The 22,614-nt window shown below is 69.5% G+C and carries 24 protein-coding genes and 2 riboswitches; of the genes, 6 read left to right on the forward strand and 18 right to left on the reverse strand.

All coding sequences use genetic code 11. The annotated features are described in order from the left end of the window. Positions 1-33 precede the first annotated feature (33 nt). Positions 34-867 carry a hypothetical protein gene (locus ACTZWU_RS01605; protein ID WP_444735601.1) on the forward strand — a complete coding sequence of 278 codons (834 nt, stop codon included), beginning with the start codon at positions 34-36 and terminating at the stop codon, positions 865-867. After that, entirely contained in the window at positions 867-1,346 is a 480-nt protein-coding gene (locus ACTZWU_RS01610; protein ID WP_444735602.1) for a Panacea domain-containing protein, read from the forward strand. The genes ACTZWU_RS01605 and ACTZWU_RS01610 overlap by 1 nt, the downstream gene beginning before the upstream one ends. Positions 1,347-1,367: 21 nt before the next feature. Here ACTZWU_RS01610 and ACTZWU_RS01615 read toward each other — a convergent pair whose 3' ends face one another. The 7 genes from ACTZWU_RS01615 to cbiE all read right to left on the reverse strand — a co-directional run bounded on the left by ACTZWU_RS01615 (position 1,368) and on the right by cbiE (position 7,246). Continuing rightward, positions 1,368-1,889, reverse strand: coding sequence for a BrnA antitoxin family protein (locus ACTZWU_RS01615; protein ID WP_444735603.1), 522 nt, complete (start codon positions 1,887-1,889; stop codon positions 1,368-1,370). A gap of 45 nt (positions 1,890-1,934) precedes the next feature. Next, positions 1,935-2,732 (reverse strand): precorrin-6A synthase (deacetylating), encoded by a 798-nt coding sequence (gene cobF, locus ACTZWU_RS01620; protein ID WP_444735604.1) that lies wholly within the window; start codon positions 2,730-2,732, stop codon positions 1,935-1,937. Then, positions 2,729-3,394 carry an energy-coupling factor ABC transporter permease gene (locus ACTZWU_RS01625; RefSeq protein WP_444735605.1) on the reverse strand — a complete coding sequence of 222 codons (666 nt, stop codon included), beginning with the start codon at positions 3,392-3,394 and terminating at the stop codon, positions 2,729-2,731. The genes cobF and ACTZWU_RS01625 overlap by 4 nt, the downstream gene beginning before the upstream one ends. A gap of 31 nt (positions 3,395-3,425) precedes the next feature. Next, positions 3,426-3,641, reverse strand: a riboswitch (cobalamin riboswitch). A 20-nt stretch (positions 3,642-3,661) separates the two neighbouring features. Continuing rightward, positions 3,662-4,984 (reverse strand): cobyrinate a,c-diamide synthase, encoded by a 1,323-nt coding sequence (locus ACTZWU_RS01630; protein ID WP_444735606.1) that lies wholly within the window; start codon positions 4,982-4,984, stop codon positions 3,662-3,664. Continuing rightward, positions 4,981-5,748 carry a precorrin-4 C(11)-methyltransferase gene (gene cobM / locus ACTZWU_RS01635; protein WP_444735607.1) on the reverse strand — a complete coding sequence of 256 codons (768 nt, stop codon included), beginning with the start codon at positions 5,746-5,748 and terminating at the stop codon, positions 4,981-4,983. Before cobM ends, ACTZWU_RS01630 begins: the two co-directional genes overlap by 4 nt. Continuing rightward, positions 5,745-6,068: a cobalamin biosynthesis protein gene (locus ACTZWU_RS01640; protein ID WP_444735608.1), complete on the reverse strand. Its 324-nt coding sequence runs from the start codon at positions 6,066-6,068 to the stop codon at positions 5,745-5,747. Before ACTZWU_RS01640 ends, cobM begins: the two co-directional genes overlap by 4 nt. Then, positions 6,050-7,246, reverse strand: coding sequence for a precorrin-6y C5,15-methyltransferase (decarboxylating) subunit CbiE (gene cbiE, locus ACTZWU_RS01645; RefSeq protein ID WP_444735609.1), 1,197 nt, complete (start codon positions 7,244-7,246; stop codon positions 6,050-6,052). Before cbiE ends, ACTZWU_RS01640 begins: the two co-directional genes overlap by 19 nt. On the opposite strand from cbiE, the gene ACTZWU_RS01650 reads away from it, so the two are divergent. After that, entirely contained in the window at positions 7,245-7,982 is a 738-nt protein-coding gene (locus tag ACTZWU_RS01650) for a cobalt-precorrin-6A reductase (protein WP_444735610.1), read from the forward strand. The two genes, cbiE and ACTZWU_RS01650, sit on opposite strands and share 2 nt — an antisense overlap. Here the strand turns inward: ACTZWU_RS01650 and cobJ are convergent. The 7 genes from cobJ to ACTZWU_RS01685 are packed head-to-tail and all read right to left on the reverse strand — an operon-like array spanning position 7,958 to position 15,706. Then, positions 7,958-8,686, reverse strand: coding sequence for a precorrin-3B C(17)-methyltransferase (gene cobJ / locus ACTZWU_RS01655; RefSeq protein ID WP_444735611.1), 729 nt, complete (start codon positions 8,684-8,686; stop codon positions 7,958-7,960). The two genes, ACTZWU_RS01650 and cobJ, sit on opposite strands and share 25 nt — an antisense overlap. Further along, positions 8,683-9,420, reverse strand: a complete 738-nt coding sequence (locus ACTZWU_RS01660; RefSeq protein ID WP_444735879.1) for a precorrin-2 C(20)-methyltransferase — start codon at positions 9,418-9,420, stop codon at positions 8,683-8,685. Before ACTZWU_RS01660 ends, cobJ begins: the two co-directional genes overlap by 4 nt. After that, on the reverse strand, positions 9,420-10,049 hold the full coding sequence (locus tag ACTZWU_RS01665) for a precorrin-8X methylmutase (RefSeq protein WP_444735612.1): 630 nt from the start codon (positions 10,047-10,049) through the stop codon (positions 9,420-9,422). Before ACTZWU_RS01665 ends, ACTZWU_RS01660 begins: the two co-directional genes overlap by 1 nt. Continuing rightward, positions 10,049-11,137 carry a precorrin-3B synthase gene (gene cobG, locus ACTZWU_RS01670; RefSeq protein ID WP_444735613.1) on the reverse strand — a complete coding sequence of 363 codons (1,089 nt, stop codon included), beginning with the start codon at positions 11,135-11,137 and terminating at the stop codon, positions 10,049-10,051. Before cobG ends, ACTZWU_RS01665 begins: the two co-directional genes overlap by 1 nt. Continuing rightward, positions 11,134-14,307: a cobaltochelatase subunit CobN gene (gene cobN, locus ACTZWU_RS01675; RefSeq protein ID WP_444735614.1), complete on the reverse strand. Its 3,174-nt coding sequence runs from the start codon at positions 14,305-14,307 to the stop codon at positions 11,134-11,136. Before cobN ends, cobG begins: the two co-directional genes overlap by 4 nt. Next, on the reverse strand, positions 14,307-15,350 hold the full coding sequence (cobW, locus tag ACTZWU_RS01680) for a cobalamin biosynthesis protein CobW (RefSeq protein ID WP_444735615.1): 1,044 nt from the start codon (positions 15,348-15,350) through the stop codon (positions 14,307-14,309). The genes cobN and cobW overlap by 1 nt, the downstream gene beginning before the upstream one ends. 2 nt (positions 15,351-15,352) lie before the next feature. Further along, positions 15,353-15,706, reverse strand: a complete 354-nt coding sequence (locus tag ACTZWU_RS01685) for a DUF1636 domain-containing protein (protein ID WP_444735616.1) — start codon at positions 15,704-15,706, stop codon at positions 15,353-15,355. A gap of 96 nt (positions 15,707-15,802) precedes the next feature. Further along, a riboswitch (cobalamin riboswitch) is annotated at positions 15,803-16,027 on the reverse strand. A 39-nt stretch (positions 16,028-16,066) separates the two neighbouring features. Between ACTZWU_RS01685 and cobO the strand changes: the two genes are divergently transcribed. The 3 genes from cobO (at position 16,067) to ACTZWU_RS01700 (ending at position 18,867) form a co-directional block, all read left to right on the forward strand. After that, positions 16,067-16,687: a cob(I)yrinic acid a,c-diamide adenosyltransferase gene (gene cobO, locus ACTZWU_RS01690; protein ID WP_444735617.1), complete on the forward strand. Its 621-nt coding sequence runs from the start codon at positions 16,067-16,069 to the stop codon at positions 16,685-16,687. A gap of 81 nt (positions 16,688-16,768) precedes the next feature. Beyond that, positions 16,769-17,491: a trehalose-phosphatase gene (gene otsB, locus ACTZWU_RS01695; RefSeq protein ID WP_444735618.1), complete on the forward strand. Its 723-nt coding sequence runs from the start codon at positions 16,769-16,771 to the stop codon at positions 17,489-17,491. An 8-nt stretch (positions 17,492-17,499) separates the two neighbouring features. After that, a complete protein-coding gene (locus tag ACTZWU_RS01700; RefSeq protein WP_444735619.1) occupies positions 17,500-18,867 on the forward strand; it encodes an alpha,alpha-trehalose-phosphate synthase (UDP-forming) in 1,368 nt (455 codons plus the stop codon). Positions 18,868-19,100: 233 nt separating this feature from the next. Here ACTZWU_RS01700 and aroQ read toward each other — a convergent pair whose 3' ends face one another. The 4 genes from aroQ to ACTZWU_RS01720 are packed head-to-tail and all read right to left on the reverse strand — an operon-like array spanning position 19,101 to position 22,584. Beyond that, positions 19,101-19,529 carry a type II 3-dehydroquinate dehydratase gene (gene aroQ, locus ACTZWU_RS01705; RefSeq protein ID WP_444735620.1) on the reverse strand — a complete coding sequence of 143 codons (429 nt, stop codon included), beginning with the start codon at positions 19,527-19,529 and terminating at the stop codon, positions 19,101-19,103. 58 nt (positions 19,530-19,587) lie between these two features. Next, on the reverse strand, positions 19,588-21,036 hold the full coding sequence (locus tag ACTZWU_RS01710; RefSeq protein ID WP_444735621.1) for an asparaginase domain-containing protein: 1,449 nt from the start codon (positions 21,034-21,036) through the stop codon (positions 19,588-19,590). 55 nt (positions 21,037-21,091) lie between these two features. Then, entirely contained in the window at positions 21,092-21,634 is a 543-nt protein-coding gene (locus ACTZWU_RS01715; protein ID WP_444735622.1) for a DUF924 family protein, read from the reverse strand. Positions 21,635-21,651: 17 nt separating this feature from the next. Further along, positions 21,652-22,584: a pirin family protein gene (locus ACTZWU_RS01720; RefSeq protein WP_444735623.1), complete on the reverse strand. Its 933-nt coding sequence runs from the start codon at positions 22,582-22,584 to the stop codon at positions 21,652-21,654. Positions 22,585-22,614: the final 30 nt, after the last annotated feature.

The following is a 22,614-nucleotide window of genomic DNA, read 5'->3' on the forward strand; positions in this document are numbered from 1 at the left end:
AAGAGGATTGCCTCGTACCTCAATGATCTGTGCTTGAAGGTTGGCCTTTGGCTTGATCGTTGGGTGCTGCGCTGGATTTCACCAATCTCCAGCGTAGTGCTGGCCGTACTTGTGGCGTTACTTAGTGTTCGCATTGAAGATTTAAGGGAGCGATATCCTAGGTGGCCGGGTCTGTTCGACCATTTTGAAGGCTTTCCTTTGTATCGGTTGATTATCGCGGTTGCTGTAGTCGCAGCCGTTGGTTCTATTTACAACGTGTGGCGGCAGAGAAGCCTAAAAAAGCTCCGCTCTGAAATCGATACGCTCAAGAAAGAGTCCGGCGCGGTCGCAGAAAACGTCTATTTGCTATTTGAGAACATCTTGATTGGACTTGCTCACCAACTGAATCTACAGCCTGAAGGGCAAGAGAGAATTACGATCTACGTGTTTAATGAAAAGCGACGGGAATTTGTGCCTTGCGGCCGATTCTCATACAACCATGAATTACGAAAAAAAGGGCGTACTGCGCTGCCCTATGAGTCTGGTGGTATTAAAAGCGCGTGGGAGACTAACTGGCATTTTGACAACTCGTTTCCCGATCCAGCGCGCGAGTCCGACTACCGTGAGTACAACCTCACCACGTACAGCGTCCCGCGCAATACAAGCCGCAAGCTGCGTATGAAGCCCGCGCTTCTCGCCGGAAGACGCTTGAGCTACAATGATCGCCACGTGGCTGTTATTGTGATAGAGTCCGTCAGGCGAGACCGGTTCGATGAGAGGCAGCTCAAAGAAGCACTAGATGGGGTTGCAGACCAATATGGCAGAATGATCGGATGCATCGGTGTCTATGTTGCAGACCCGAGCAGACCCTCAGAAGTCGGTTTATGATGGCTGAAGTTCTTGATCTTATGATTGCGACGCTAGAAGCTTACCCTGCCTCTTTGGCGGAAGAATTATCGACTGCTCGTTTTACAAAGATGATATACCTAATTGATTGGTACCATTGTATACACCACGGTCGCCAGTCTTCAGATATACGGTGGGTTTACGACGCTCATGGACCCTTTGTTTGGACGGTAAAAGATATAGCCGAATCAAGGGGTGACATCTTCGAGATAGCTCAGACGACGAATATGTTTGGGCGGAAGAAGCGGGTGTTTCGTCTGAAGCATGGGCACCCGGTAGCGCGTCTAACTAGTAGTGAAAAGGCTGCCGTTGAAAAAATAGTAGAACTGACCCGGAAGCTGTACTGGGAAGATTTTATCAAGCTGGTTTATGGTACGCATCCAATAGCGAGTTCTGAACGGGGAAGTTCTCTTGACCTAGTTCAAAAAGCCAAAGAGTACAGCAGGCGTCAATCGTTGTGATTTTATCTTAGTGCTTGAACCTCACAACCCATTCCGCTTCATCATCTCCTCCAGCAGCGCCCTCTTTCCCCTCTCGCTGATCCGGCGGGGGCCCTCCATCGGCACCCCCTCCGGGTCGAGGGGGGAACGCGGCGGCTCGGTCGTGCCCTCCAGCGCCTCGTCAAACGCGCGCTGCAGGTCGCCGAATTCCGGGCGCGGGCCGTCCAGACCCTCGGAATCGCGGCGCGCAAGGTAGTCCATCGTCTCGGCCCCCTCGATCAGCCCCGCCAGCCGCGCATGCATCCAGGCGCTGACGATCCGGTTGACCCGCGCCTGCCAGTCCGGCCCCATCGACCGGAAGAACGCCACCACATCCGCATCCAGCCGCAGCGTGACACGCGTCTTGGCGACCCGCCCGCGTTCCTGCGCGATGCGGTGCCATTCCTCGGGGATGCGCATGCGGGACAGGATCGTGCTGTGCAGGTCCCATTCCAGCATCCGCATCGCGTCCGCCATATAGTGGTAATTGGCCCGCCGCGCGGCCTCGGCCTTGGTGATCGTCATGCACGCCCCCGCCTCTGGAACCCGCTCAGCATGGCGGGGCAGGGGTTAAGGGCTGCTTAACGGACCGGGCGTTGTCGGTGTACGCGCGGTGTACGTCTGGTGCGCCTCCTGTGGCCGGTCGGTGAGGGCCAGAAGGTAGCAATCCATGATCCAGCCATGCGCCGCCCGCGCCTCACGCCGCAGCGCCTCGATGCGCGGTCCCGCCAGCGTCAGAGGCCCGTGATCAAGGCGCTGTTCCGGCATGCCCAGATAGGCGCCCCACCAGATCGTCAGCCCCTCGGGCGCAAGCGCGCGAAAGGCGCAATCGCCATCCAGCATCACCACGATGCGGTCGCAGCCCTTGGGCCAGCCATGATCGCGCAGGCGGCGACCGGTGGTGATGCGGACCTCGTTTGCCAGCGAATTCAACGGGATGGCGTGGGCCGCGCAAAGCGCCTGGATCGCGGTGATCCCCGGAACCACCCGCGCGCGCCAGCCCAGCCGCGCCGCGATCCGCAGGCTGCTGTCGTAAAGCGATGGATCGCCCCAGACCAGCATCGCCACCGTGCCGCCCTGCGGCAGATAGATGGCGGCGGCCCAGGCCCGCGCGATGGCATCATGCCAGGCCTCAACCGATTGAAGATAGGGCATTTCCCTGTCGCGCACCGGCAGATCGACCTCGACCACCGCGCCGCCCGGCCTGTGCCGCGCCAGCATCGCGCGGCGCAGATGGGCCAGATCCTCCTTGCCCGCTCCCTTGCGGGGAATCAGAACGATATCAGCCTCTTGCAGGGCGCGGACGCCCTGCAATGTCAGGTGGTCGGGATGGCCCGTGCCCGCCCCGATCAGCACCAGGTCGATCATGCGTAAAGCCGCGGCGTGACCAGCCCGCTGCCCTGCAGCCCGCGCGCCGCCTTGGCCCCGGCCAGCACCGCCAGATCGACCAGAGGCTCAAGCGCCAAGACCAACATATAGGCCGCGCCGAAGGCCAGGATACCAGAAGTAGCCTCGACCCCTTTCCCGTAGAAGGCCCAGAAGGTGACCCAGGCCACGATCCCGCCCTGATAGGCCGCCGACAGCGCCAGTGCCTGACCGTAGCGCAGGTCCACATAGGCCGTCCCCGGCGCGATGATCCGCCGTGCCAGCGCCCTCACAGCGAACAGTGGCACCAGAAGCGTGGTCACGTTCATCCCGTATTGCGGCAGATCGAAGGGCGCGAAGAACAGCCCTTGGATCAGCAGGCCAAGCGCCAGCCCGATCGCGGCCGGCGCCGCCCCGAAGATCAGGAACAGCGTCGAGCCGAGGATCAGGTGCACCTCGGAGACGCCGACGGGCCAGGTCGGCAGGACCTCGAAGAACACGAAGGTCGCGGCCGTGGCCAGACCCGCGCGGGCGGCCAGAGACCCTGCCCCCTGCGCGCGTATCGCATCAAGGGCCAGTTTCAGGGAATAGAGCCCGGCCGCCGTGGCGGTTGCGTAGCTCAGGACGATCTTGGCGCCGGTGACGACGCCTTGTTCGATATGCATGTCATACTCCTTTGGCCGTCCACCCGACGGCATGGATCTGCCTGTCATGGCCGGTCTCCTGGCTTGCGGGTCGTGGCGCGGCGTCGGCCTTCCCGGATCGCTCCAGTGGCGTTGGTGACGTGCGCTCGCCGCATACAGTCGCGGGGGCGGCTGGGGCTTCGGGCGCCGCGATTTGGTCCGCCCTTCCCCATTCCCGATGAAGCCCGACGCTGAGCGTCTTACGGGCACCATGCAGGCCCTTACCTAGACGGGAAGCGCCCGCCCGCGTCAAGCCGAGGCGGGCGCGATCAGGTGAAAGAAGGTGCCGGTGACGTGGCCCCTATGGCTGCCGGTTTCCGGAACCTCGGCACCGGTCGCGTCGGTCACGCGGGCCAGCGCCGCGTCTGGCTGGGACAGGACCCGGGCATAGTGGAACTCATGCCCGCGCAGCGCCACCCGGCCCAGCCCGGGCAGGGCGGCCAGCGGTTCGGCGCGGCGGTATCCCAGATGCATCCTGCGTTTCGCATAGCTGGTCTCCAAGCCCAGCAGGCCCAGCATCTGGTGGCGCACGCCATCGGCATCCACCAGGCCTGCCCCAAGCGCCATGTAGCCGCCGCATTCCCCATGCACCGGCCGCGTCGCCGCAAAGCGGTGCATGGCGGTGCGAAAGTCGTCGCAGGCCGCCAGCCGGGGCGCGTGCAGTTCGGGGTAGCCGCCCGGCAGCCAACAGCAGTCGGCGCTGTCATCCGGCCCCTCATCCGCCAGCGGCGAAAACGGCAGGATCGTGGCCCCCGCCCGCCGCCACGCCTCCAGCACATGCGGATAGACAAAGCTGAAGGCCGCGTCGCGGGCCAGCGCGATCCGCCCGCCGGGGGGCGTCAGCGGTCGGGGCGCGGGGGCATCGGGCAGGGCGCGCTGCGCAGCGGCGGCGACGATCGCGTCCAGATCGCAATGCGCGGCGATGAAATCGCCCGCATGGTCGAGGATCGACTGAAGCCCCGCCGTCTCTTCGGCCTGGATCAGGCCCAGATGGCGTTCGGGCAGCACGATGTTGCCCTGACGCGGCAGGCTGCCCAGCACACGGATGCTCGCCTGATCCATCCCGTCGCTGATCAGCCTGTCGTGGCGCGGGGATGCCACGCGGTTCAGCACCACCCCGGCAAAGGGCAGGTCGGGGCGCAGCGTGGCAAAGCCCCGCGCGGTGGCCGCCGCCGATTGCGCCTGACCGCCGACATCCAGCACCAGAACCACCGGCCAGCCCATCATCCCGGCGATCTCGGCGCTGGAGCCGATGCCGGTCTCGCCCGCCGTGGCCACCCCGTCAAAGAGGCCCATCGACCCCTCGGCCAGGACCAGATCGGCAGGGGGCTGGCCGGTCACATGGGCGATCAGCCGCCCCTGCTCCATCGCCCAGGCATCCAGATTGAAGCTGGCCCGCCCCGAGGCCGCAAGGTGGAACCCCGGATCGATGTAGTCCGGCCCGGACTTGAAGGGCTGCACCACCAGCCCGCGCCTGCGCAGCGCGATCAGAAGGCCCAGCATCAGCATCGTCTTGCCCGTGCCCGATGCAGGGGCCGAGATCATCAGGCCCGGCGAAAGGTCGCGCGTCATTCCGGAAACCTCGGTGCGTCACCCACCGGGCGATAGCGACGGTCGTAATCGGCGGCATAGAGGCGGCTGTCCTCGAACCCCTCGCCCGCCAGCGCGGGGCCGACCAGGATCAGCGCGGTGCGGTCGATGCCCTGCGCCTCCACGGTTGCCAGCGTCGCGCGGATGACCCGCTGGTCGGGCCATGTCGCCCGCCAGACCACCGCCACCGGGCAGTCGGGGCCGTAATGCGGGGTCAGATCGGCCACGACTTGGTTCAGCGCGTGGATCGACAGATGGATCGCCAGCGTCGCCCCGGTGGCGGCAAAGGCCTCCAGCGTCTCGCGCGCGGGCATCGAGGATGCGCGGCCCGGCGTGCGGGTCAGCACCACGGATTGCGCAAGGCCCGGCAGGGTCAGCTCGGTTTCCAGCGCGGCGGCGGCGGCGGCAAAGCTGGGCACGCCGGGCGTCACGTCGAAGGGGATCTCCAGCGCCCGCAACCGGCGGATCTGTTCGCCCATCGCGGACCAGACCGACAGATCGCCGGAATGCAGCCGCGCCACGTCCTGGCCTGCGGCATGGGCGGCCTGCATCTCGTCGATGATCTGGTCCAGCGTCAGGGGTGCGGTGTTCACGATCCGCGCGCCGGGTGGGCAATGGGAAAGCAGCGCGGCGGGCACCAGTGACCCGGCATAAAGGCAGACGGGGCAGGCCGCGATCAGGTCGCGGCCGCGCAGCGTGATGAGGTCGGGCGCGCCGGGGCCCGCGCCGATGAAATGGATGGTCATGGAACCTCTGCGATGGCGATGGTGACGGGGCCGTGGATGTGGCGGGCACGGGTCAGGCGGCCGCCCGCTGCGATGGCGGCGGCCTCGGCCACCGATCCGGTGCCAAAGGCGGCGCGGATGCGCGGCGACTTCGTCGGCGTGGCGATACCCGCCACGGCGACCAGATGCAGCGGCAAGTCAAGCGCATGGGCCAGAGGGCGCAGTTCGGGCGCGCGTTCGGGGATGGTGGCCAGCGCATCGGCCCCGCCCGCCGCGTCGAGGGCGGCCAGCAGGGCGGGCAGGGGGGTGCCGGGGCGGCAGCCTATTCCGGCGATGCGCATGTCACGCTCCATTGCACGATGGGCCTTGCGGGGGTCCAGCCGCGCATCCGGCCCAGGGGGGCGGCCTCGGCGATGTCGATGCGCAGCAGGCGGCCCCCTTTGGCCGTGTGCCAGCGCGCCAGCAGCGCCTCGGTCTCCAGTGTCACGGCATTGGCGACCAGACGCGCGCCTTGCGGCAGGCGGTGCCACAGCGCCGCCAGCAGCGCCTGCGACGCGCCCCCGCCGACAAAGACCGCGTCGGGCGTGTCGGGCGGCAGCGCCTTGGGCGCTGCGCCGTGAAGGGCGGTCACGCGATGGGCGACGCCGAAGTCGTCCAGATTGGCGCGGATGCGGGCGATGCGGTCCGCGCGCGGCTCGATGGTCACGGCGCGGCCCCCGGCCAGCGCCCATTCGACCGCGATGGAACCGGAACCGCCGCCGATATCCCACAGAACCTCGCCCGCGCGCGGGGCCAGCGCGGCCAGCGTTAGCGCCCTGAGCGGGGATTTGGTGATCTGCCCGTCATCGGTGAACAGATGATCCGCCCGGCCCGGCACGCGCGCCAGCCCGAAGCCGCGCGGCAACTCTGCCCCGTCGATCGCCACCGCCACCGGCGCCGCGCAGGTCAGCGAGAAGGCGTCGGCGTGCGTGGTCCGGACGCGCTCGGACGGCCCGCCAAGACGCTCCAGCACCGTCAGCCGCGCGGCCCCCGCGCCCTGTCCGACCAGCCATGCGGCCAGCGCGGCGGGGGCTTCGCCGTCGCGCAGCGTCGCGATGATCCGGCAGCCGCGCGCCAGATGCGGGCGCAGGCGCGTCAGCGGCGCGGCGTGCAGGCCAAGGGTCACGGTTTCCTCCAGCCGCCAGCCCAGCCGCGCCGCCGCCAGAGACAGCACCCCCGGCGCGGGCAGGGCGCGCCATTCGTGGGGCTCCAGCGCCGTGGCAATGCTGCCCCCCGCGCCGCACCAGAAGGGATCGCCCGAGACCAGCGCCGCCACGCGCCGCCCTCGCAGCGCCAGAAGCGGCGCCAGATCGAAGGGCACCGGCCATTCCCGTCCCCGTGCGCCGACCCCTGCCAGCGCCAGATGACGGGCACCGCCAAAGACCACCTGCGCCCGTTCCAGCGCGCGGCGGCTTGCATCGGGCAGGCCGTCCGGTCCATCTTCGGTGATCCCGATGATCGTCAGCCAGGGGTCAGACATGCGACGCATCCTGCTGCTGGGCGGCACGAGTGAGGCCAGCCGTCTGGCCTCGCTGCTGGCAGGGGCCGGGGCGCACGCCGTCTTTTCCTATGCCGGACGGACCGCGACGCCCGTCGCGCAACCTTTGCCCACGCGGATCGGCGGTTTCGGCGGGGCCGAGGGGATGGCGCGCTATCTGCGGGACCACGACATCGGCGCAGTGGTCGATGCGACCCATCCCTTTGCCGCCCAGATCAGCCGCAATGCGGACGCAGCCTGCCGGGCGGCTGGGGTGCCGATGCTGATGCTGCGCCGCCCCGCTTGGCCGGTCGATCCCGATTGGCAGAGGGTTCCCGACATCGCGGGCGCGGTCGCGGCGCTGCCCCGCGCGCCGACCGGTGTGTTTCTGGCCATCGGCAAGCAGACCTTGGCGCCCTTTGCCGCCCTGCCGCATCGCTGGCTGTTGCGGCTGGTCGATGCGCCGGGTGCGCCCCCCTTGCCCCATGCGCAGGTCGTGCTGGCGCGCGGCCCCTTCACGGTCGCGGGCGACCGGGCGCTGATGCAGGCGCATGGCATCACCCATCTGGTCGCCAAGAACAGCGGCGGCGCGGGGGCCCGCGCGAAACTGGACGCGGCGCGCGATCTGGGCCTGCGGGTCGTGCTGATCGACCGCCCCGCTGCGCCCGACCGCGTGCAGGTCGCCACGCCGGAACAGGCGCTGGACTGGCTGCATCAGACCGCCCCCCGGGGGGTATAGACCCACCGCCCCACGCGCCGCGTGGCGCGGTTGCCGACCAGCACGACGGTGCGCATGTCGGCCATCTCGGGCGTGGCCTCGACCAGAGTGACCACGCGCAGCGCCTCGTCCGGCGTGGTGACGGCGCGGGCAAAGATCATCAGGCGTTCGGGTTCGCATTCCTCGCGCAGCACCTCCAGCACGCGGGCAAAGCCTGCGGGCCTGCTGGCCGAGCGCGGGTTGTAGAAGGCCATCGCGAAATCGCCCCGCGCTGCGTGGCGCAGGCGGTGTTCGATCAGCGCCATGGGTTTGAGGTTGTCCGACAGGTTGATGGCGCAGAAATCATGCCCCAAAGGCGCGCCCGCCCGCGCCGCCGCCACCAGCATCGCGGTGATGCCCGGCAGGATGCGGATGTCGGGATCGGTGCCCTCGGCCTCCAGCGCCTCGAACAGGGCCGAGGCCATGGCGAAGACGCCGGGATCGCCCGAGGAGACGATCACCACCCGCGCGCCCTGCGCCGCCAGGGACAGCGCGTGGCGGGCGCGGTCCAACTCTACCCGGTTGTCGCTGGCGTGCAGCACAAGGCCGGGCCGCGCCGCCACCCTTGCCACATAGGGGATGTATCCGATCACATCTGTCGCCTGAGCCAGCGCGGCCATGACTTCGGGCGTGATCATCGCCTCGGACCCCGGCCCCAGCCCCGCGACGGTGATCCAGCCGCTCATTCCGCCACCCGCGCCATCGGGCGCCGCCCATGGCCATGGACCAGCAGGATCGCGAAATAGGGGCAGTCATCATCGGCCACCTCCGCCACAGGCGCGATGCGCTGGCCGGGCATGGTGCCGCGTTCGATCAGCCAGGCATCGGCCAGACGCCCGGACGCCGCCAGCGCGCGGCGCAGTTTGGGCAGGTTGCGGCCGGTCTTCATCACCACCAGCGCGTCGCTGCCCTGAATGTGGCGGATCAGGTCCGCCTCGGGCAGGGTGCCCATCAGCACGGTCAGCACGTCGTCGCCCCAGGTCATCGGCTGGCCCACCGCGTTCCAGCAGCCGACCATGCCGGGAATGCCGGGGATCACCTCGACCTCGGCCAGTCCTGCCAGGCGGATATGCAGATGCATGAAGCTGCCGTAAAGGAACGGATCGCCCTCGCACAGCACCACCACGTCGTCGGCCCGGGCCAGCTGCGCCAGACGCGCGGCCCAGAGGTCATAGAACCCCGCCAGCGCGTCGTTGTAATCGGGATGATCGAAGGGGATCTCGGTCGTGACCGGGTATTCCATCGGATATTCGACCGCATCCGGGGCCAGCATCCCCTGCACGATGCGCCGCGCCTGACCGGGCCGGCCGGGTTTCCTGAAATAGGCGACGTGGCGCGCGGCGCGCACAGCCCTGTCGGCCCGGACCGAGATCAGGTCCGGATCACCCGGCCCCAGACCTGCGCAGATGATGCGTCCCATCATTCCCTCCGGCTGGCCAGCGCGTTGATCGCGGCGACGGTGATGGCCGACCCGCCCAGCCTGCCGCGCACGACGACCGACGGCGCGGGCGGCGCGGCCATCAGCGCGTCCTTTGACTCCGCCGCGCCGACGAAGCCCACGGGACAGCCGATGATCGCGGCGGGGCGGGGGCAGGCGGGGTCCTCCAGCATGTTCAGCAGGTGAAACAGGGCGGTGGGCGCATTGCCGATGGCCACGATCGCGCCCTCCAGGAACGGCCGCCACAGCTCCAGCGCGGCGGCGCTGCGGGTGTTGGCCATGTCGCGCGCCATGTCGGGCACGCGAGGGTCGTGCAGGGTGCAGATGACCTCGTTCCCCGAGGGCAGGCGGGCGCGGGTGATCCCCTCGCTGACCATGCGCGCATCGCAGAGGATCGGCGCGCCTGCCCGCAGCGCCTTGCGGGCGGTGGCGGCCATGCCGGGCGTGAAGGCCACGTCGCGTTCCAGCCCCACCAGCCCCGAGGCGTGGATCATGCGCACGACGACGGGTTCCTCGTCGGCGTCAAAGCGGGTCAGTGCCGCCTCGGCCCGGATGGTGGCGAAGGACTGGCGATAGATCGCGGCGCCGTCCGTTTCGTAAAGGTGGGGCATCAGAGAACCTTCGGCAATTGGTCGGGGTCAAGCCCGCGCAGGGCGGCAGGATCATGGGCGCGGCCATGGCGGATCAGATCGAAGCCCGCATCCGTCGCGGTCAGTGTGACATCGGCGGCGCGCGGCCAGCCGCAGCCCTTGGCGCAACCGCTGACATGCAGCACGGCATCCGGCGGGATCAGCGGCGCCAGCGCCCGCGCCAGGGGGCGCGTCGCGGCCCGTCCCTGTGGGCAGGCGGGCGCGCCGGGACAGGCGCGCAGACGGTTGCGCGGATCGCGGGGGTCCAGGATCAGCCCTTCCAGCGCGGGAAGGTGGCGGACCCCCTCGACCAGCAGCATCCGCCATGGCGTCAGGCGCAGCGGCGCCAGACGGCCAAGGCGGCGCAGCGTGCCGGGGGCGATCTGGCCGAACTCCAGCGCGACCAGCAGGCCCTGCGGATGCAGCCCCGGCTGCGGCGGCGCGGCGGGCCGGGGGGCGGGCAGGGTGGCCCCGGGGGGGTGCACCCGCGCGGTCAGCGCGGCCATGCGGCCCCGTCCACCCGGAGCGCCGCCCTGATCCAGGAACCAGCGGGCCAGCGCCAGCGCATCCTGCGGCCCGCGATAGGGCGCGGCGCGGTCCATGCCATCGGCACGCAGCGTCGGGCCTGCCTCGATGCGGATATCGGCGGGGTCGCGGGTCAGGACGGGCGCGGGACCGGTATCGACCGCAAAACCGAACTTGGCTGGCAGGGCCAGCTCGCTTTCGGCCAGCGCCGCGGCCAGATCGGCGGCCAGCGTATCGGCGGCGGCATCCGCGAAGGGCGTGACCAGGATGTTGCGGCGCGTCTCGGTGGCGATGTCGGGGTCGATCAGCCCATGCGGGCGCAGCGCCGCGATCAGCGGCGCATGGGTCGCGGGCGTGACGCCGCGCAGCTGCAGGTTGGCGCGGCCAGTCAGCGCGATCACGCCATTGCCATGGGTCTGGCCGGCATCGGCGATGGCCTGGGCCTGTGCTGCGTCCAGCCGCCCGCCGGGCGGGCGGATGCGGACCACCCACCCGTCGCCCGATTCCATCGGCCGCAGCGCGCCGGGGCACCAGCCGCGGATCATGCCAACCCCGCCGCGATCGAGTTGCGCCGCGTCACCCACAGCCCCGCCTCATGTAGGCGCCGGAACAGGTCGCGCATCGCGGCCAGCGCCTCGGGGTTGGCCTGTTCCATGAAACCCACGATCTCGGGGCGGCCCAGGGTCGCGTCGTGATAGAGGTCGAACAGATGCGTCGGCACCGCCCCCGCCAGATGCGCGAAGGCCGCCATATGGTCCAGCGTGGCCGCGATCTCGGCAGCGCCCCGGTATCCATGCGCGGTCATCGCATCGGCCCAGGCCGGGTCGGCGGCGCGGGCGCGGGTGGTGCGGGCGATCTCCTCGGTCAGGCTGCGGGCGCGGGGGCGGTCGGGCTGCGTGGCGTCCAGATGATAGAGAGCGGGCGCATCCGCCCCGATCCGCGCCATGGCGGAGGCGAATCCCCCCTCATGCGCGGCATAATCGGCGGCCAGCAGCAGGTCGGTCTCGGGCAGGTCCTGCGCATGGACGAAACTGTCGGCGCGGGTCAGCCGCGCCTCCAGCGCGGCGCGGTCCTCGTGGCTGACGCCATCCGCGCCGATGGCCCAGCTGGAGGCCGCGATCCAGGCCTCGCCCGCGGCCCGCCGCGCGGCGTCGGTAAAGGTGTCGGGTGCGCTGCCCATGCCCAGCCCGTATCGCCCGGGCTGCGGGCCGAACACCCGCGCGCCCCCGGCATAGGGGTTCTGGTCGGGCGCCTCGTCCCGCGCGGCGAGCGTCGTGGCCCCGGTCTGAAACAGCTGCGCCAGCACCGGGAACACGTCGCGGAAGAGGCCCGAGACCCGCAGCGTCACGTCGATCCGCGGGCGGCCCAGCAGGGCCAGCGGCACGACCTCGACCCCCGAGACGCGGCCCGACCCGGCATCCCAGACCGGCTTCAGCCCGGCCAGATGCAGGGCCATGGCGAATTCCTCACCGGCCGTGCGCATGGTCGCGCTGCCCCAGAGGTCAACCACCAGCCCGCGCGGCCAGTCGCCATGGTCCTGCAGGTGGCGGCGCAGCAGCTCCTCGGCCAGCTTGACCCCCTGCGCATGTGCCGATGGCGTGGGCACCGCGCGCGGGTCCACGCTGTAGAGGTTGCGCCCGGTGGGCATCACGTCCGACCGCCCCCGATTGGGCGACCCGGACGGCCCCGGCGGCACAAAGCGTCCGGCCAGCGCGGCCATCAGCCCGTCGCGTTCGGCCTGACCGCAGGCACCGCTGCCCCAGACATGCAGCCCCTCGCCATACTGGCTTTCCTTGATGTCGCAGACGAAGCGGTCGATGCGGGTGATCGCCTCGACTGCGCTGGCGTCCGGGGGAATGCCCAGATCGGCCTCGACCCCCAGGGCGCGCGCCTCGTCGCGGATCGCGGCGATCAGGCGGTCGCGGCGGGCGGGGTCCAGCCCGTCGGCGGTCGAATATTCGTCCAAGCTGCGTTCCAGCCCGGCCATGCCGGGGGGCAGGGCGGCCTCCCGCATGGGCGGCGGCATATGGCCCAGGGTCACGGCGCCCAAACGCCGTTTAGCCTGCGCGGCCTCTCCCGGATCGTTGACGATGAAAGGATAGATCACCGGCATCGCGCCCAGCAGCGCCGCGGGCCAGCAGTCGCCCGACAGCGCCACCGCCTTGCCCGGCAGCCATTCCAGCGTGCCATGCGCGCCCATATGGATCAGCGCCCGCGCGCCCTGCTGCGCAAGCCACAGATAGAAGGCCACATAGGCGTGGCGCGGAACGCGGGTCAGGTCGTGATAGCTGTCCGTCCGCCCCGCGCGGTGGCTGCGTTCGGGCTGCAGCGCCAGGATCACCGGCCCGTGCAGGCTGGCGCGCAGGTGGAAGGCGCCTCCCTGACAATCTGGGTCGGTCTCGGGCGCACCCCAAGCGGCGCGCAGGTCGTCGCGCAAGGTCCGTGGCAGGCAGGCCAGCGCGGCGCGGTATTCGTCCAGCGGCCAGGACACCGTTCCGTCCGGCAGCGCGGGCAGGTCCGCGCCCAGCATCGCCCCCACCGCCTGGGCGGAGGCGGGCGCGTTTAGCCCCACGGCATGGGCCATCTGCCAGTCGCGCCCCGGATAGGTGGACAGCACCATCGCCACCGGCCCGGTGCGTCGCGCCAACCCGCGCCAGCCCACGATGCGCCCCACCGCCTGTCCCAGAAGCGCGGCATCGGTCCGATGCACGAAACGCGAATATTGCAGGTCCGGGTCGCGTGGCGCGGGCGACTTGAAGCTGATCAGGCCCGCGAAGATGCGCCCGTCCACCTCGGGCAGGACGACGTTCATGGCAAGGTCCGAGGGCGACAGGCCGCGTTCCGCCCCCGCCCAGTCCCGGCGGCGGTTGGTGGACAGGGCAACCTGAAAGACCGGGCCGGGGAAGGGGGCGAAGGGCGCCTCGGGTCCGGCGGAAAAGGCGGTGGCGTTCACGACTATGGCTGGCGGCTGCGCCAGCGCCGCCGCCAGCCAATCGCCCAGCCCCGGGGCCTTCAGCGACGGCGCAAAGACCCCCATCGCCGCGATCCCCCGCGCGCGCAGCGCCCGGATCAGCGCGTCGATCGGCGCCATATCCGCCGCCGCCAGCCAGCTGCGATAGAACGTCACCAAAGCCGCGACCGGCCCCGGGTCGGCCACCACCCCCCGGTCGGGGTCATAGAACCCCATCGCGGGCAGCGTCTTGACGCCGGCGACCGGCGCCGCGTCCAGCCCCGCCGCGATCGCCAGCTGCGCCAGCGCCGCCTGCGCGGCCACCGCGCCGCCCTGATCGCAATGCCGCCGCAGCACGCGCAGCACCGATGCGGGCACGGTCGAGATCTGGTCCAGCCGCGGATCGTCGCGCCCATCGGCGGGCAGCACGGCCAGCGCGATGCCCTGCCTGCGCGCCAGATCCTGCACGGAGGCCAGCCCATAGGGCCACCAAGCCTCGCCGCCGATCAGGCGGATCAGGATGCCGCGCGCCCCGGACAGCGTCTGTTCCACATAGGTATCGACCGAGACCGGGTGCCGCAGCGCCACCAAATTGCACAGCCTGGTCGAGGGCAGCCCCCCCGCCGCGCGCCGCCAGCCCTCCGCGAAGGCCCCCAGGTCGCTGTCCGAGAAGGACAGCACCACCAGATCGCCGGGCGTCTGCCCGGGATCAAAGGGGGTGTCGGACTGTTCCAGCCCGACCTGTTCGCGGAAGATGACATGCATCAGGCGGGGACGCCTTCCAGCACGGCGCGGATCGCGGCCGGATCGATATGGTCATGTTCCGCGATCACCACCAGCCGCGAGCGGCGCGGGGCATCGCCCCAGGGACGGTCATATTGGTGGCGCACCCGCGCGCCCACGGCCTGCACCAGCAGGCGCATCGGCTTGCCCGCGACGGCCACATGGCCCTTGACGCGCAGGATGTGCTGTTCCTCGGCCAGCCGCGCGATGCGGGCGGTCAGGTCGGCGGGGTCGGTGATCTCGGGCAGGTCGATGACGACGGTGTCGAAATCCTCATGCTCGTGGTCGTCGGCGCCGTCATGGTGGCTGGGACGGGCGTCCAGATCATCCTCGGCGGCCTTGCCCAGACCCAGGATCAGGCGGGCGTCGATGGCGCCTTCGGTGACGGTCAGGATGGGCAGGGGGCGGGGCGCCTCGGCCTCGATCACGGCGCGGGCGGCGGCCAGGCCCGCATCGCCCGCCAGATCGGCCTTGGTCAGCAGCACGACATCGGCGCAGGCGATCTGATCCTCGAAGACCTCGGACAGGGGCGTCTCGTGGTCCAGACTGTCATCGGCGGCGCGCTGCGCGTCCACGGCGGCCACGTCGGGGGCGAACCGGCCCGCGGCCACGGCCTCGGCATCGGCCAGGGCGATCACGCCATCGACCGTGATCCGCGACCGGACCCTGTGCCAGTCGAAGGCCTTGAGCAGCGGTTTGGGCAGCGCCAGCCCCGAGGTTTCGATCAGGATATGATCGGGCTTTTGCGGCAGCGCCATCAGCGCCTCCAGCGTAGGGATGAAGTCGTCGGCGACCGTGCAGCAGATGCAGCCGTTCGACAGCTCCAAGATGTTCTCGGCCGGGCAGTTGTCGTCGGCGCAGCCCTTCAGGATGTCGCCATCCACGCCCATCGTGCCGAATTCATTGACGATGACCGCCAGGCGCAGCCCGTTCGGATTGGACAGCAGATGCCGGATCAGCGTGGTCTTGCCCGAACCCAGAAAGCCGGTGATCACGGTGACGGGGGTTTTCACGAGGTCGGTCATGGTCACTCCTGCGGGGGGATGCGCGCGAGGCTCTGCTTGCGAAAGACGGCGGGGCGTTCGCGCCAAGGCACGATCCCGTCGGCGGCATCGGCATAGGCAAGGGCGCCTGACAGGATCTCGGGCGCGTCGGCCTGGGTCATGCGGCCATAGACATAGGCCCATTTGCCCGGTGCGCTCAGCGCGACGGCGCAGCCCTGCGAACAGGCCGACAGGCACTCGACCCCCCGGACCTGCACTTGATCGGGCGCGTCCGAGGCCAAGGCCTGAAGCAGCACCGCGCCGGGACGCGGCGCCTCGGGGTCGGTCTCTGCCGCGGCCCCGCGGCAGGTGGTGCAGACATGCAAGATGGCGCGCATCGCGGCCCGTCCTTTCGCCTTGGCGTCGGGGATGGGCCAACAGGGCGGACGGGTTGCCCCCGCCGCCTTCTGCCGGTTGCGAAACACCCCGTTCGCCCGTTGTCATCGGCGCTGGCAGGTCTCCCGGCTTGCGGATTCAGGGCATCGGCCCAACGGTCGGCCCACCTTCCCGGCCCGTTCCCCGGATGGGGTGCAGGACCAGTGGCATCGGGCGACCTTTCCGGTCACGGTCGCGGGGGCGGCTGCGTTCAGGCCGGTGACGGCCCTTCACATTCCCTCTTCGCCCGCCTTGCGGCGGGAACCAGCGCGGGGCTACCAAAGGCGCGACAGGCCGCTTTGTCAACCGCAAGGAGTGACCCGATGACCCAAATACAAGCCGAGGAACAGGCCCGCCATGCCGCGAAGATGGCTAAAAAGAAGGCCGCGCGCGACCGGATGATGGAAACCCGGACCGGCGAAAAGGGGCTGGTCATCGTGCATACCGGGCCGGGCAAGGGCAAATCCAGCAGCGGCTTCGGCATGATCATGCGCGCTATTGCCCACCAGATGCCCTGCGCGGTCGTCCAGTTCATCAAGGGCGCCTGGGACACGGGCGAGCGTCGCCTGCTGACCACCCATTTCGCGGGTCTCTGCCAGTTTCACGCGATGGGCGAGGGCTTCACCTGGGAAACGCAGGACAAGGCCCGCGACGTGGCGGCGGCCGAGGCGGGATGGGAAAAGGCCAAGGCGCTGATCCGCGACCCCGCGATCCGCATGGTCCTGCTGGACGAGATCAACATCGCCTTTCGCTATGGCTATCTGAACGTGGCCGAGGTGCTGGATTTCCTGACGGCCGAGAAGCCGCCGATGACCCATGTGATCCTGACCGGACGCGGCGCCCCCGATGCGCTGATCGAGGCCGCCGACCTCGTGACCGAGATGGCGCAGGTCAAGCATCCGTTCCGCGCGGGCATCAAGGCGCAGCCCGGCGTCGAGTTCTGAGCGGCGCGAAAATCCGCGCGCCCCGGACCTTTCGGCGGCTTCGCGTGTTGATTGCGTGACGGATCACGACCGGGACATGCCATGACGCCTCCGCCCTTGCCTGCCTCTGCCGCCCTGTTTCTGGATTTCGACGGCTGCCTTGTCGATATCGCGCATCGGCCCGACGCGGTGCAGGTCACGCCTGCGCTGACACGGCGCCTGACGCTTCTGTTGCAGCGGCAGGGCGGTGCGTTGGCGCTGATCTCGGGGCGCGACGTGGCCGATCTGCGCGGGCATCTGCCGGATTATCCAGGCGTCGTCGCGGGCAGCCACGGCGCCGAATTCTCGCCCGGTCCCGGCCGGATCGAGGCCGCCCGCCACCCGGATCTGGATATCGCGCGCCTGCACCGGGTCGCGCGCGAACTGGCCCAGCCCCACCCGGCGGTGCTGGTCGAGGAAAAGCCCCACGGCGTCGCGCTGCATTACCGCGCCGACCCCGCCCTGCAGCGCTTCGTCGAGGATCTGTCGCAGCGTCTGGCCGAGGCCAATCCGGGCCTTGCCCTGCAGCCCGCCAAGATGGCCGTCGAACTGCGCCCCGCCGGGGTGGGCAAGGGCGACGCGCTGGCCCGGCTGATGGGCATGTCGCCCTTTGCAGGCCGGATGCCCGTCTATGCGGGCGACGACACGACCGACGAACCCGCCATGGCCGAGGCGCAGGCGCGCGGCGGTTTCGCCATCAAGATCGGGCCGGGCCCCTCGGTCGCCCGCCACACCCTGCCCGACCCCGACGCGCTGGCCCGCTGGCTGGACGCGTCCCTGACCTGAGAGCCCCCATGACCAGCCCGACCTCTTCCCGTCTTGTCGTCGTGTCGAACCGCCTGCCGCTTGGCGATAATCCATCGGGCGGACTGGTCGTCGCGCTCGAGGACGCGCTTGGCACGTCGGGCGGCGTCTGGATCGGCTTTTCGGGCGAGCCCTCGGACGCGCCTGCGGACCATCTGCACGACCATCCCGGCGCGCGCTTCCGGCGGCTGTCCTTCGATCTGTCGCACGAGGAGCACGACAGCTACTACGCGGGCTATTCCAATTCGACGCTGTGGCCGCTGTGCCATGGGCGCGCCGATCTCATGCGGATCGTACCCGAGTACCTTGAAGGCTATCGCCGCGTGGCCGGGCGCATCGCCGACCTGATGCTGCCGCATCTGCGCGACGACGACCGGATCTGGGTGCAGGATTACCAGCTTTTCCCGCTGGCCGCCGCGCTGCGGGAACGGGGCGTCACCGCGCCGATCGGGCATTTCCTGCACATCCCCTTTCCCGGCCCCGCCGATTGCGCGGCCCTGCCCAACCCGACCGAGCTGTTCGAGTGGCTGTCCCATTACGATCTGCTGGGCTTTCAGACGCGCCGCGATCTGGGAGCCTTTGTCGAAAGCGCGCGGCAATTGTCGCAATTCCAGCCCATCGACCGCGACATGCTGCGGCTTTGCGGACGCACGCTGCGGGCGGGGGTCTTTCCCATCGGCATCGATGCCAGCGCCTTCATCGCCGAGGCGCGGCAGGCCCCGGACGAGGACCGGATGCGCAGCCTGACCGGTGCGCGCATGATGATCGGCGTGGACCGGCTGGATTACTCCAAGGGCATCCCGCAGCGCTTTCGCGCCTATCAGATGCTGCTGGACACCCGCCCCGACCTGACCGAGCAGGTGTCCTTTCTGCAGATCGCCCCGCCCACGCGCGGCGAGGTCGAGGCCTATCAGGACATCCGCGAGGAAACCGAACATCTGGCGGGCCGCATCAATGGCCAGTTCGCCACGCTGAACTGGACGCCGATCCGCTTTATCCACCGGCCCTTTCCGCGTGCGGTTCTGGCGGGCCTCTACCGTCAGGCGCGGATCGGGCTGGTCACGCCATTGGCGGACGGGATGAACCTGGTGGCCAAGGAATATGTCGCAGCGCAGGACGTGGTCGATCCGGGCGTGCTGATCCTGTCGCGCTTTGCAGGCGCGGCCGAGACGATGACCGACGCGCTGATCGTGAACCCCCATGATCCGCAGGAAATGGCCGAGGCGATGGCCGAGGCCCTTGCCATGTCCCCCGCCGAGCGCCGCCGCCGCCATGCCGCATTGCTGCAAGGCGTGATCGAGCAGGACGTGTCGTGGTGGTCCTCGCGCTATCTCGAACGGCTTCGCCCGGCGGATTGATCGGCGAGCTGCCCGATTTATGGGCAGATGCCGCGAATCCGGGCAGGAAACCGGGTTTCATTCTGCGATGCAGCACGCGGAACGGGCCGAGCCGATGACCCTGACCGGATTTGGTGGCATATTGAATGTACGAGACGCGCACTCGTCATTCTCCGATTGCCCCCCAATCGGAACGGAAAGCCGCCGGTGCCAGCCGCCCTCCTCCTCCCTCGGCAGGCGACCGGCGGCTTTTTTCACCCCAGAAGCTGCACGATCCGGCGGAGCGCTGCGGCGTAGCCCTCGATCCCCAGACCGGCGATGACGCCATCGGCGCGTTTCGACACATAGGAATGGTGGCGGAAGGGTTCCCGCTTGTGGACCTGGCTCAGGTGGACCTCGATCACGGGGCCGTCAAAGGCCATCAGCGCGTCCAGCACCGCGACCGAGGTGTGGGTCAGCGCGGCGGGGTTGATGACGATGGCCGCGGCCTCGTGCCGGGCTTCGTGGATCCAGTCCACGATCTGGCCTTCCCAGTTGGATTGCAGGAAGCGGATGTCATGGGGCGCCGCGGCCTTGCGGCACAGGGCCTCGATATCCGCCAGGGTCTCGCGGCCATAGATCTCGGGCTGGCGCTGGCCCAGAAGGTTCAGGTTCGGCCCGTTCAGCACATGGATCAGCGGCATGGTTTCCCCGTCGGTTTCGCCCCTCGTCCGCCCTGACTAGCGCAAGGGCGGGGCGCTGTCAGCACGCCAGCGCAATGACGGGCGCGGCGCGGCGGGCCGGATCGACCAGCAGCAGGCCCTGCGCCGTCAGGACGGGCAGCCCGCCCGGCTGCGGCGCGCTGTGCCACAGGGTTGTGCCATCGGGGGCGATCAAGGCCAGCCGGTCGCCGCGCATCTCAAGCCGCCCGGCGCGGGGGGCCTGCCACAGGACCGCACCGTCGCGGATCAGGCGAGGGCCTTGCGCGGGGTCGTTTTCCAGCTGCAAGGGCGCGTCTGTGGCGGCGATCACCTGACCGGGCCACAGCGCATCCCCGATCCGGTCGGGCGCCGTGCATTCGCCCGCAAGGCTGCGGGGCAGCATCGCGCGCAGATCGGGCGTGTCGGGATCGGCGTTCAGGATCATCAGCTTGGCCAGCGCGGCGACCGGCGTCATGTCACCCGCCGCAATCGCCCCGGTCCCCGCGATCCAGGCGCCTGCGGCATAGTCGAAGGCGCCGACCTGTCCGGCCACCGCCCGGCTGGCGATCAGCACCGGCACCCGCGCCGCCCGCAGCGCCTGTTCCAGCGCGCCCGCTCCTTGCGGCATGTTGCCCGCGCCGAAGCCTTCCAGCACCAGCCCCGTGGCGCCATCGTCCAGCGCCGCGCGGACCATCTGCGCCAAGAGCGGGGCCGAGGCCCGGTGATCGCCGGGCACGGCGGGGATCTGCACGATGCGCTGGCCGTCGATCCGTGCCGCGATCCGGTCCAGCCGCGCCAGCGCCAGCGCGCGCGCCTCGGGCGCGTCCAGCGCCAGTTCGGGGGCGGCGGGGCCGGGCAGGGGGCGCGCGGCGCCCATGCGGATGCCGATGCCGCGTTCTGCCAGGGGCGCCAGATGCGGGCTGCCAAATGCCGCAAAGCGTGTGGTCGAGACCTTCAGCGCCCGACTGCCGCGCAAGAGCCGCCCATCGAAGAACAGCCCCACCTCGGGCAGGCGCAGGCGCGCGACCTCAAGCGCGCCGGTCACATTGGCCAGCGCGTCGCTGCCCGCGTTCAGGACCAGCCCGTCGGGCGTCTCGCGGAACAGGGGCAGTTGCGCGCCGGTCAGGATCACGGGCTTCGACAGGCAGGCGCGCGGCAGGCCAAGCGCGTCGGGCGCGTTCAGCAGCAGGGCCAGCGCCGTGCCGCTGTAATCCATCGTATCGGTACCGTGCAGGATCACGAAGGCGTCGTGATCGGCGTAAAGGTCAAGCACCCGGCGCGCGATGCGGCACCAGTCCGAGGGGCGCAGATCGGTGCTGTCCAGCATCCCCGAGGGGCTGTCAAAGCGCAGCCCCGTGTCGAAATGCAGCGCCACGCCCGGCAGCGCCGCATCAAGGGCCGGGCCAAGCACCTGCCGCGCCGCCTCGGCGAACCGGGCCGAGGACATGGGCGCCAAAGGCTCGCCCACGCAACTGATGGTGCCGCCGGTATTGATGACGCAGATCCGCATGTCGCCCCCCTCTGGCGACCTCTATAGGCCGATCACGCCAGTTGCATCCAGCCCCTCAGAAGCCGGAATGGGTCTTGAGGAATTCGGCCTCGTCCGGCGTCGTCTCGCGCCCGAGGATCGCGTTGCGATGCGGAAAGCGGCCAAAGCGCGCGACGATGTCACGGTGATCGCGGGCAAAATGCAGCGAATTCTCGTTGCCAAGCGTCTCATACAGCGCGACCGAGCGGTCCTGCGCGGCCAGATCCTCGGCATGCATGAAGGGCAGATAGAAGAATTGCCGCCGTTCGGGCGGTTGCGCCTGGTCGTGGCCCTGTTCCAGCGCCGCGCATGCATGGCTCAGTGCAAGATCGTCGCTGGCAAAGGCGCGAGGGCCGCCGCGATGGATGTTGCGCGGGAACTGGTCCAGCGCGATCACCAGCGCCAGCGCGCTGTCGGCATCCTGGGTCCAGTGGTCCAGATGCCCGGCATGGGCGGCCTCATGCGTGTCGGCAAAGCGGGCGGTGATCTCGCGGTCGATATCGTCGGATTTGGCGAACCAGTAGCGGCTCATCTGGTCCGAGAACCAGAAATCGAGGATCTCTTGCGGGGTCTTGGTCATGGTCTGGCCTTTCCGGGTCAGGGTAGGGGGATATAGTCGTCGCGGTCGCCTCTGGGCAGGTCGAACAGGCCCTCGCCCCAACGCCCCTCGCGCCAGTGGCGTTTCGCCTCGTCGATGCGGTCGCGGGACGAGGCGACGAAGTTCCACCAGATATGGCGCGGCCCGTTCAGCGTCGCGCCGCCAAGCGCCATCAGACGCGCACCCCGGTCGCCCGCCTGCACGGTGATCCGGTCGCCGGGGCGCAAGACCATCATCTGTCCGGCCTCGAAGTCCTGCCCGGCCACGCTGATGCTGCCTTCGGTGATGTAAAGGCCGCGATCCTCGTGATTGTCGGGCAGCGGGAAACGCGCCCGCGCCTGAAGCGCCACGTCCAGATAGAAGGTCTCGGAATGCATCGTCGCGGGGGCGCGTTCGCCATAGGCATCGCCCAGGATCAGCCGCGCGGTGACGCCCTGATCGCGGATCTCGGGCAGGGCGCTCGCGGCGTGATGTTCGAAACTGGGGGCGATGTCCTCGGCCTCTTCGGGCAGGGCAATCCAGGTCTGGATGCCCAACAGGCTGCTGGGACCGGCGCGCACCGCCTCGGGGCTGCGTTCGGAATGGGTGACGCCGCGCCCGGCCACCATCCAGTTCAGCGCGCCGGGCGTGATGATCTGGTCGGCCCCGGTGCTGTCGCGATGCTGGAAGCTGCCGCGATAGAGGTATGTCACAGTGCCCAGCCCGATATGGGGATGCGGGCGCACGTCGATGCCCTGATCGGTCAGGAACTCGGCCGGGCCCATCTGGTCGAAGAAGATGAACGGCCCGACCATCTGGCGTTTCGGCGCGGGCAGGGCGCGGCGCACCTCGAACCCGCCCAGATCGCGGGCGCGGGGGATGATCAGCGTCTCGATGGCATCGGCGGCGACCGCATCGGGGCAGCCGGGGGTCAGGGCGGGGTTCCAGCTCATGCGTTCCTCCTGTCGCTTGGTCAGAGGGTG

The organism is Paracoccus sp. NSM (assembly GCF_052379855.1).
Lineage (GTDB): Bacteria > Pseudomonadota > Alphaproteobacteria > Rhodobacterales > Rhodobacteraceae > Paracoccus.

Coding starts and splice junctions, on each gene's coding strand:
- ACTZWU_RS01610 (WP_444735602.1), top strand. CDS start 867: ATGGCTGAAGTTCTTGATCTTATGATTGCGACGCTAGAAGCTTACCCT.
- ACTZWU_RS01615 (WP_444735603.1), bottom strand. CDS start 1,889: ATGACGATCACCAAGGCCGAGGCCGCGCGGCGGGCCAATTACCACTAT.
- cobF (WP_444735604.1), bottom strand. CDS start 2,732: ATGATCGACCTGGTGCTGATCGGGGCGGGCACGGGCCATCCCGACCAC.
- ACTZWU_RS01625 (WP_444735605.1), bottom strand. CDS start 3,394: ATGCATATCGAACAAGGCGTCGTCACCGGCGCCAAGATCGTCCTGAGC.
- ACTZWU_RS01630 (WP_444735606.1), bottom strand. CDS start 4,984: ATGACGCGCGACCTTTCGCCGGGCCTGATGATCTCGGCCCCTGCATCG.
- cobM (WP_444735607.1), bottom strand. CDS start 5,748: ATGACCATCCATTTCATCGGCGCGGGCCCCGGCGCGCCCGACCTCATC.
- ACTZWU_RS01640 (WP_444735608.1), bottom strand. CDS start 6,068: ATGCGCATCGCCGGAATAGGCTGCCGCCCCGGCACCCCCCTGCCCGCC.
- ACTZWU_RS01650 (WP_444735610.1), top strand. CDS start 7,245: ATGCGACGCATCCTGCTGCTGGGCGGCACGAGTGAGGCCAGCCGTCTG.
- cbiE (WP_444735609.1), bottom strand. CDS start 7,246: ATGTCTGACCCCTGGCTGACGATCATCGGGATCACCGAAGATGGACCG.
- cobJ (WP_444735611.1), bottom strand. CDS start 8,686: ATGAGCGGCTGGATCACCGTCGCGGGGCTGGGGCCGGGGTCCGAGGCG.
- ACTZWU_RS01660 (WP_444735879.1), bottom strand. CDS start 9,420: ATGGGACGCATCATCTGCGCAGGTCTGGGGCCGGGTGATCCGGACCTG.
- ACTZWU_RS01665 (WP_444735612.1), bottom strand. CDS start 10,049: ATGCCCCACCTTTACGAAACGGACGGCGCCGCGATCTATCGCCAGTCC.
- cobG (WP_444735613.1), bottom strand. CDS start 11,137: ATGATCCGCGGCTGGTGCCCCGGCGCGCTGCGGCCGATGGAATCGGGC.
- cobN (WP_444735614.1), bottom strand. CDS start 14,307: ATGCATGTCATCTTCCGCGAACAGGTCGGGCTGGAACAGTCCGACACC.
- cobW (WP_444735615.1), bottom strand. CDS start 15,350: ATGACCGACCTCGTGAAAACCCCCGTCACCGTGATCACCGGCTTTCTG.
- ACTZWU_RS01685 (WP_444735616.1), bottom strand. CDS start 15,706: ATGCGCGCCATCTTGCATGTCTGCACCACCTGCCGCGGGGCCGCGGCA.
- cobO (WP_444735617.1), top strand. CDS start 16,067: ATGACCCAAATACAAGCCGAGGAACAGGCCCGCCATGCCGCGAAGATG.
- otsB (WP_444735618.1), top strand. CDS start 16,769: ATGACGCCTCCGCCCTTGCCTGCCTCTGCCGCCCTGTTTCTGGATTTC.
- ACTZWU_RS01700 (WP_444735619.1), top strand. CDS start 17,500: ATGACCAGCCCGACCTCTTCCCGTCTTGTCGTCGTGTCGAACCGCCTG.
- aroQ (WP_444735620.1), bottom strand. CDS start 19,529: ATGCCGCTGATCCATGTGCTGAACGGGCCGAACCTGAACCTTCTGGGC.
- ACTZWU_RS01710 (WP_444735621.1), bottom strand. CDS start 21,036: ATGCGGATCTGCGTCATCAATACCGGCGGCACCATCAGTTGCGTGGGC.
- ACTZWU_RS01715 (WP_444735622.1), bottom strand. CDS start 21,634: ATGACCAAGACCCCGCAAGAGATCCTCGATTTCTGGTTCTCGGACCAG.
- ACTZWU_RS01720 (WP_444735623.1), bottom strand. CDS start 22,584: ATGAGCTGGAACCCCGCCCTGACCCCCGGCTGCCCCGATGCGGTCGCC.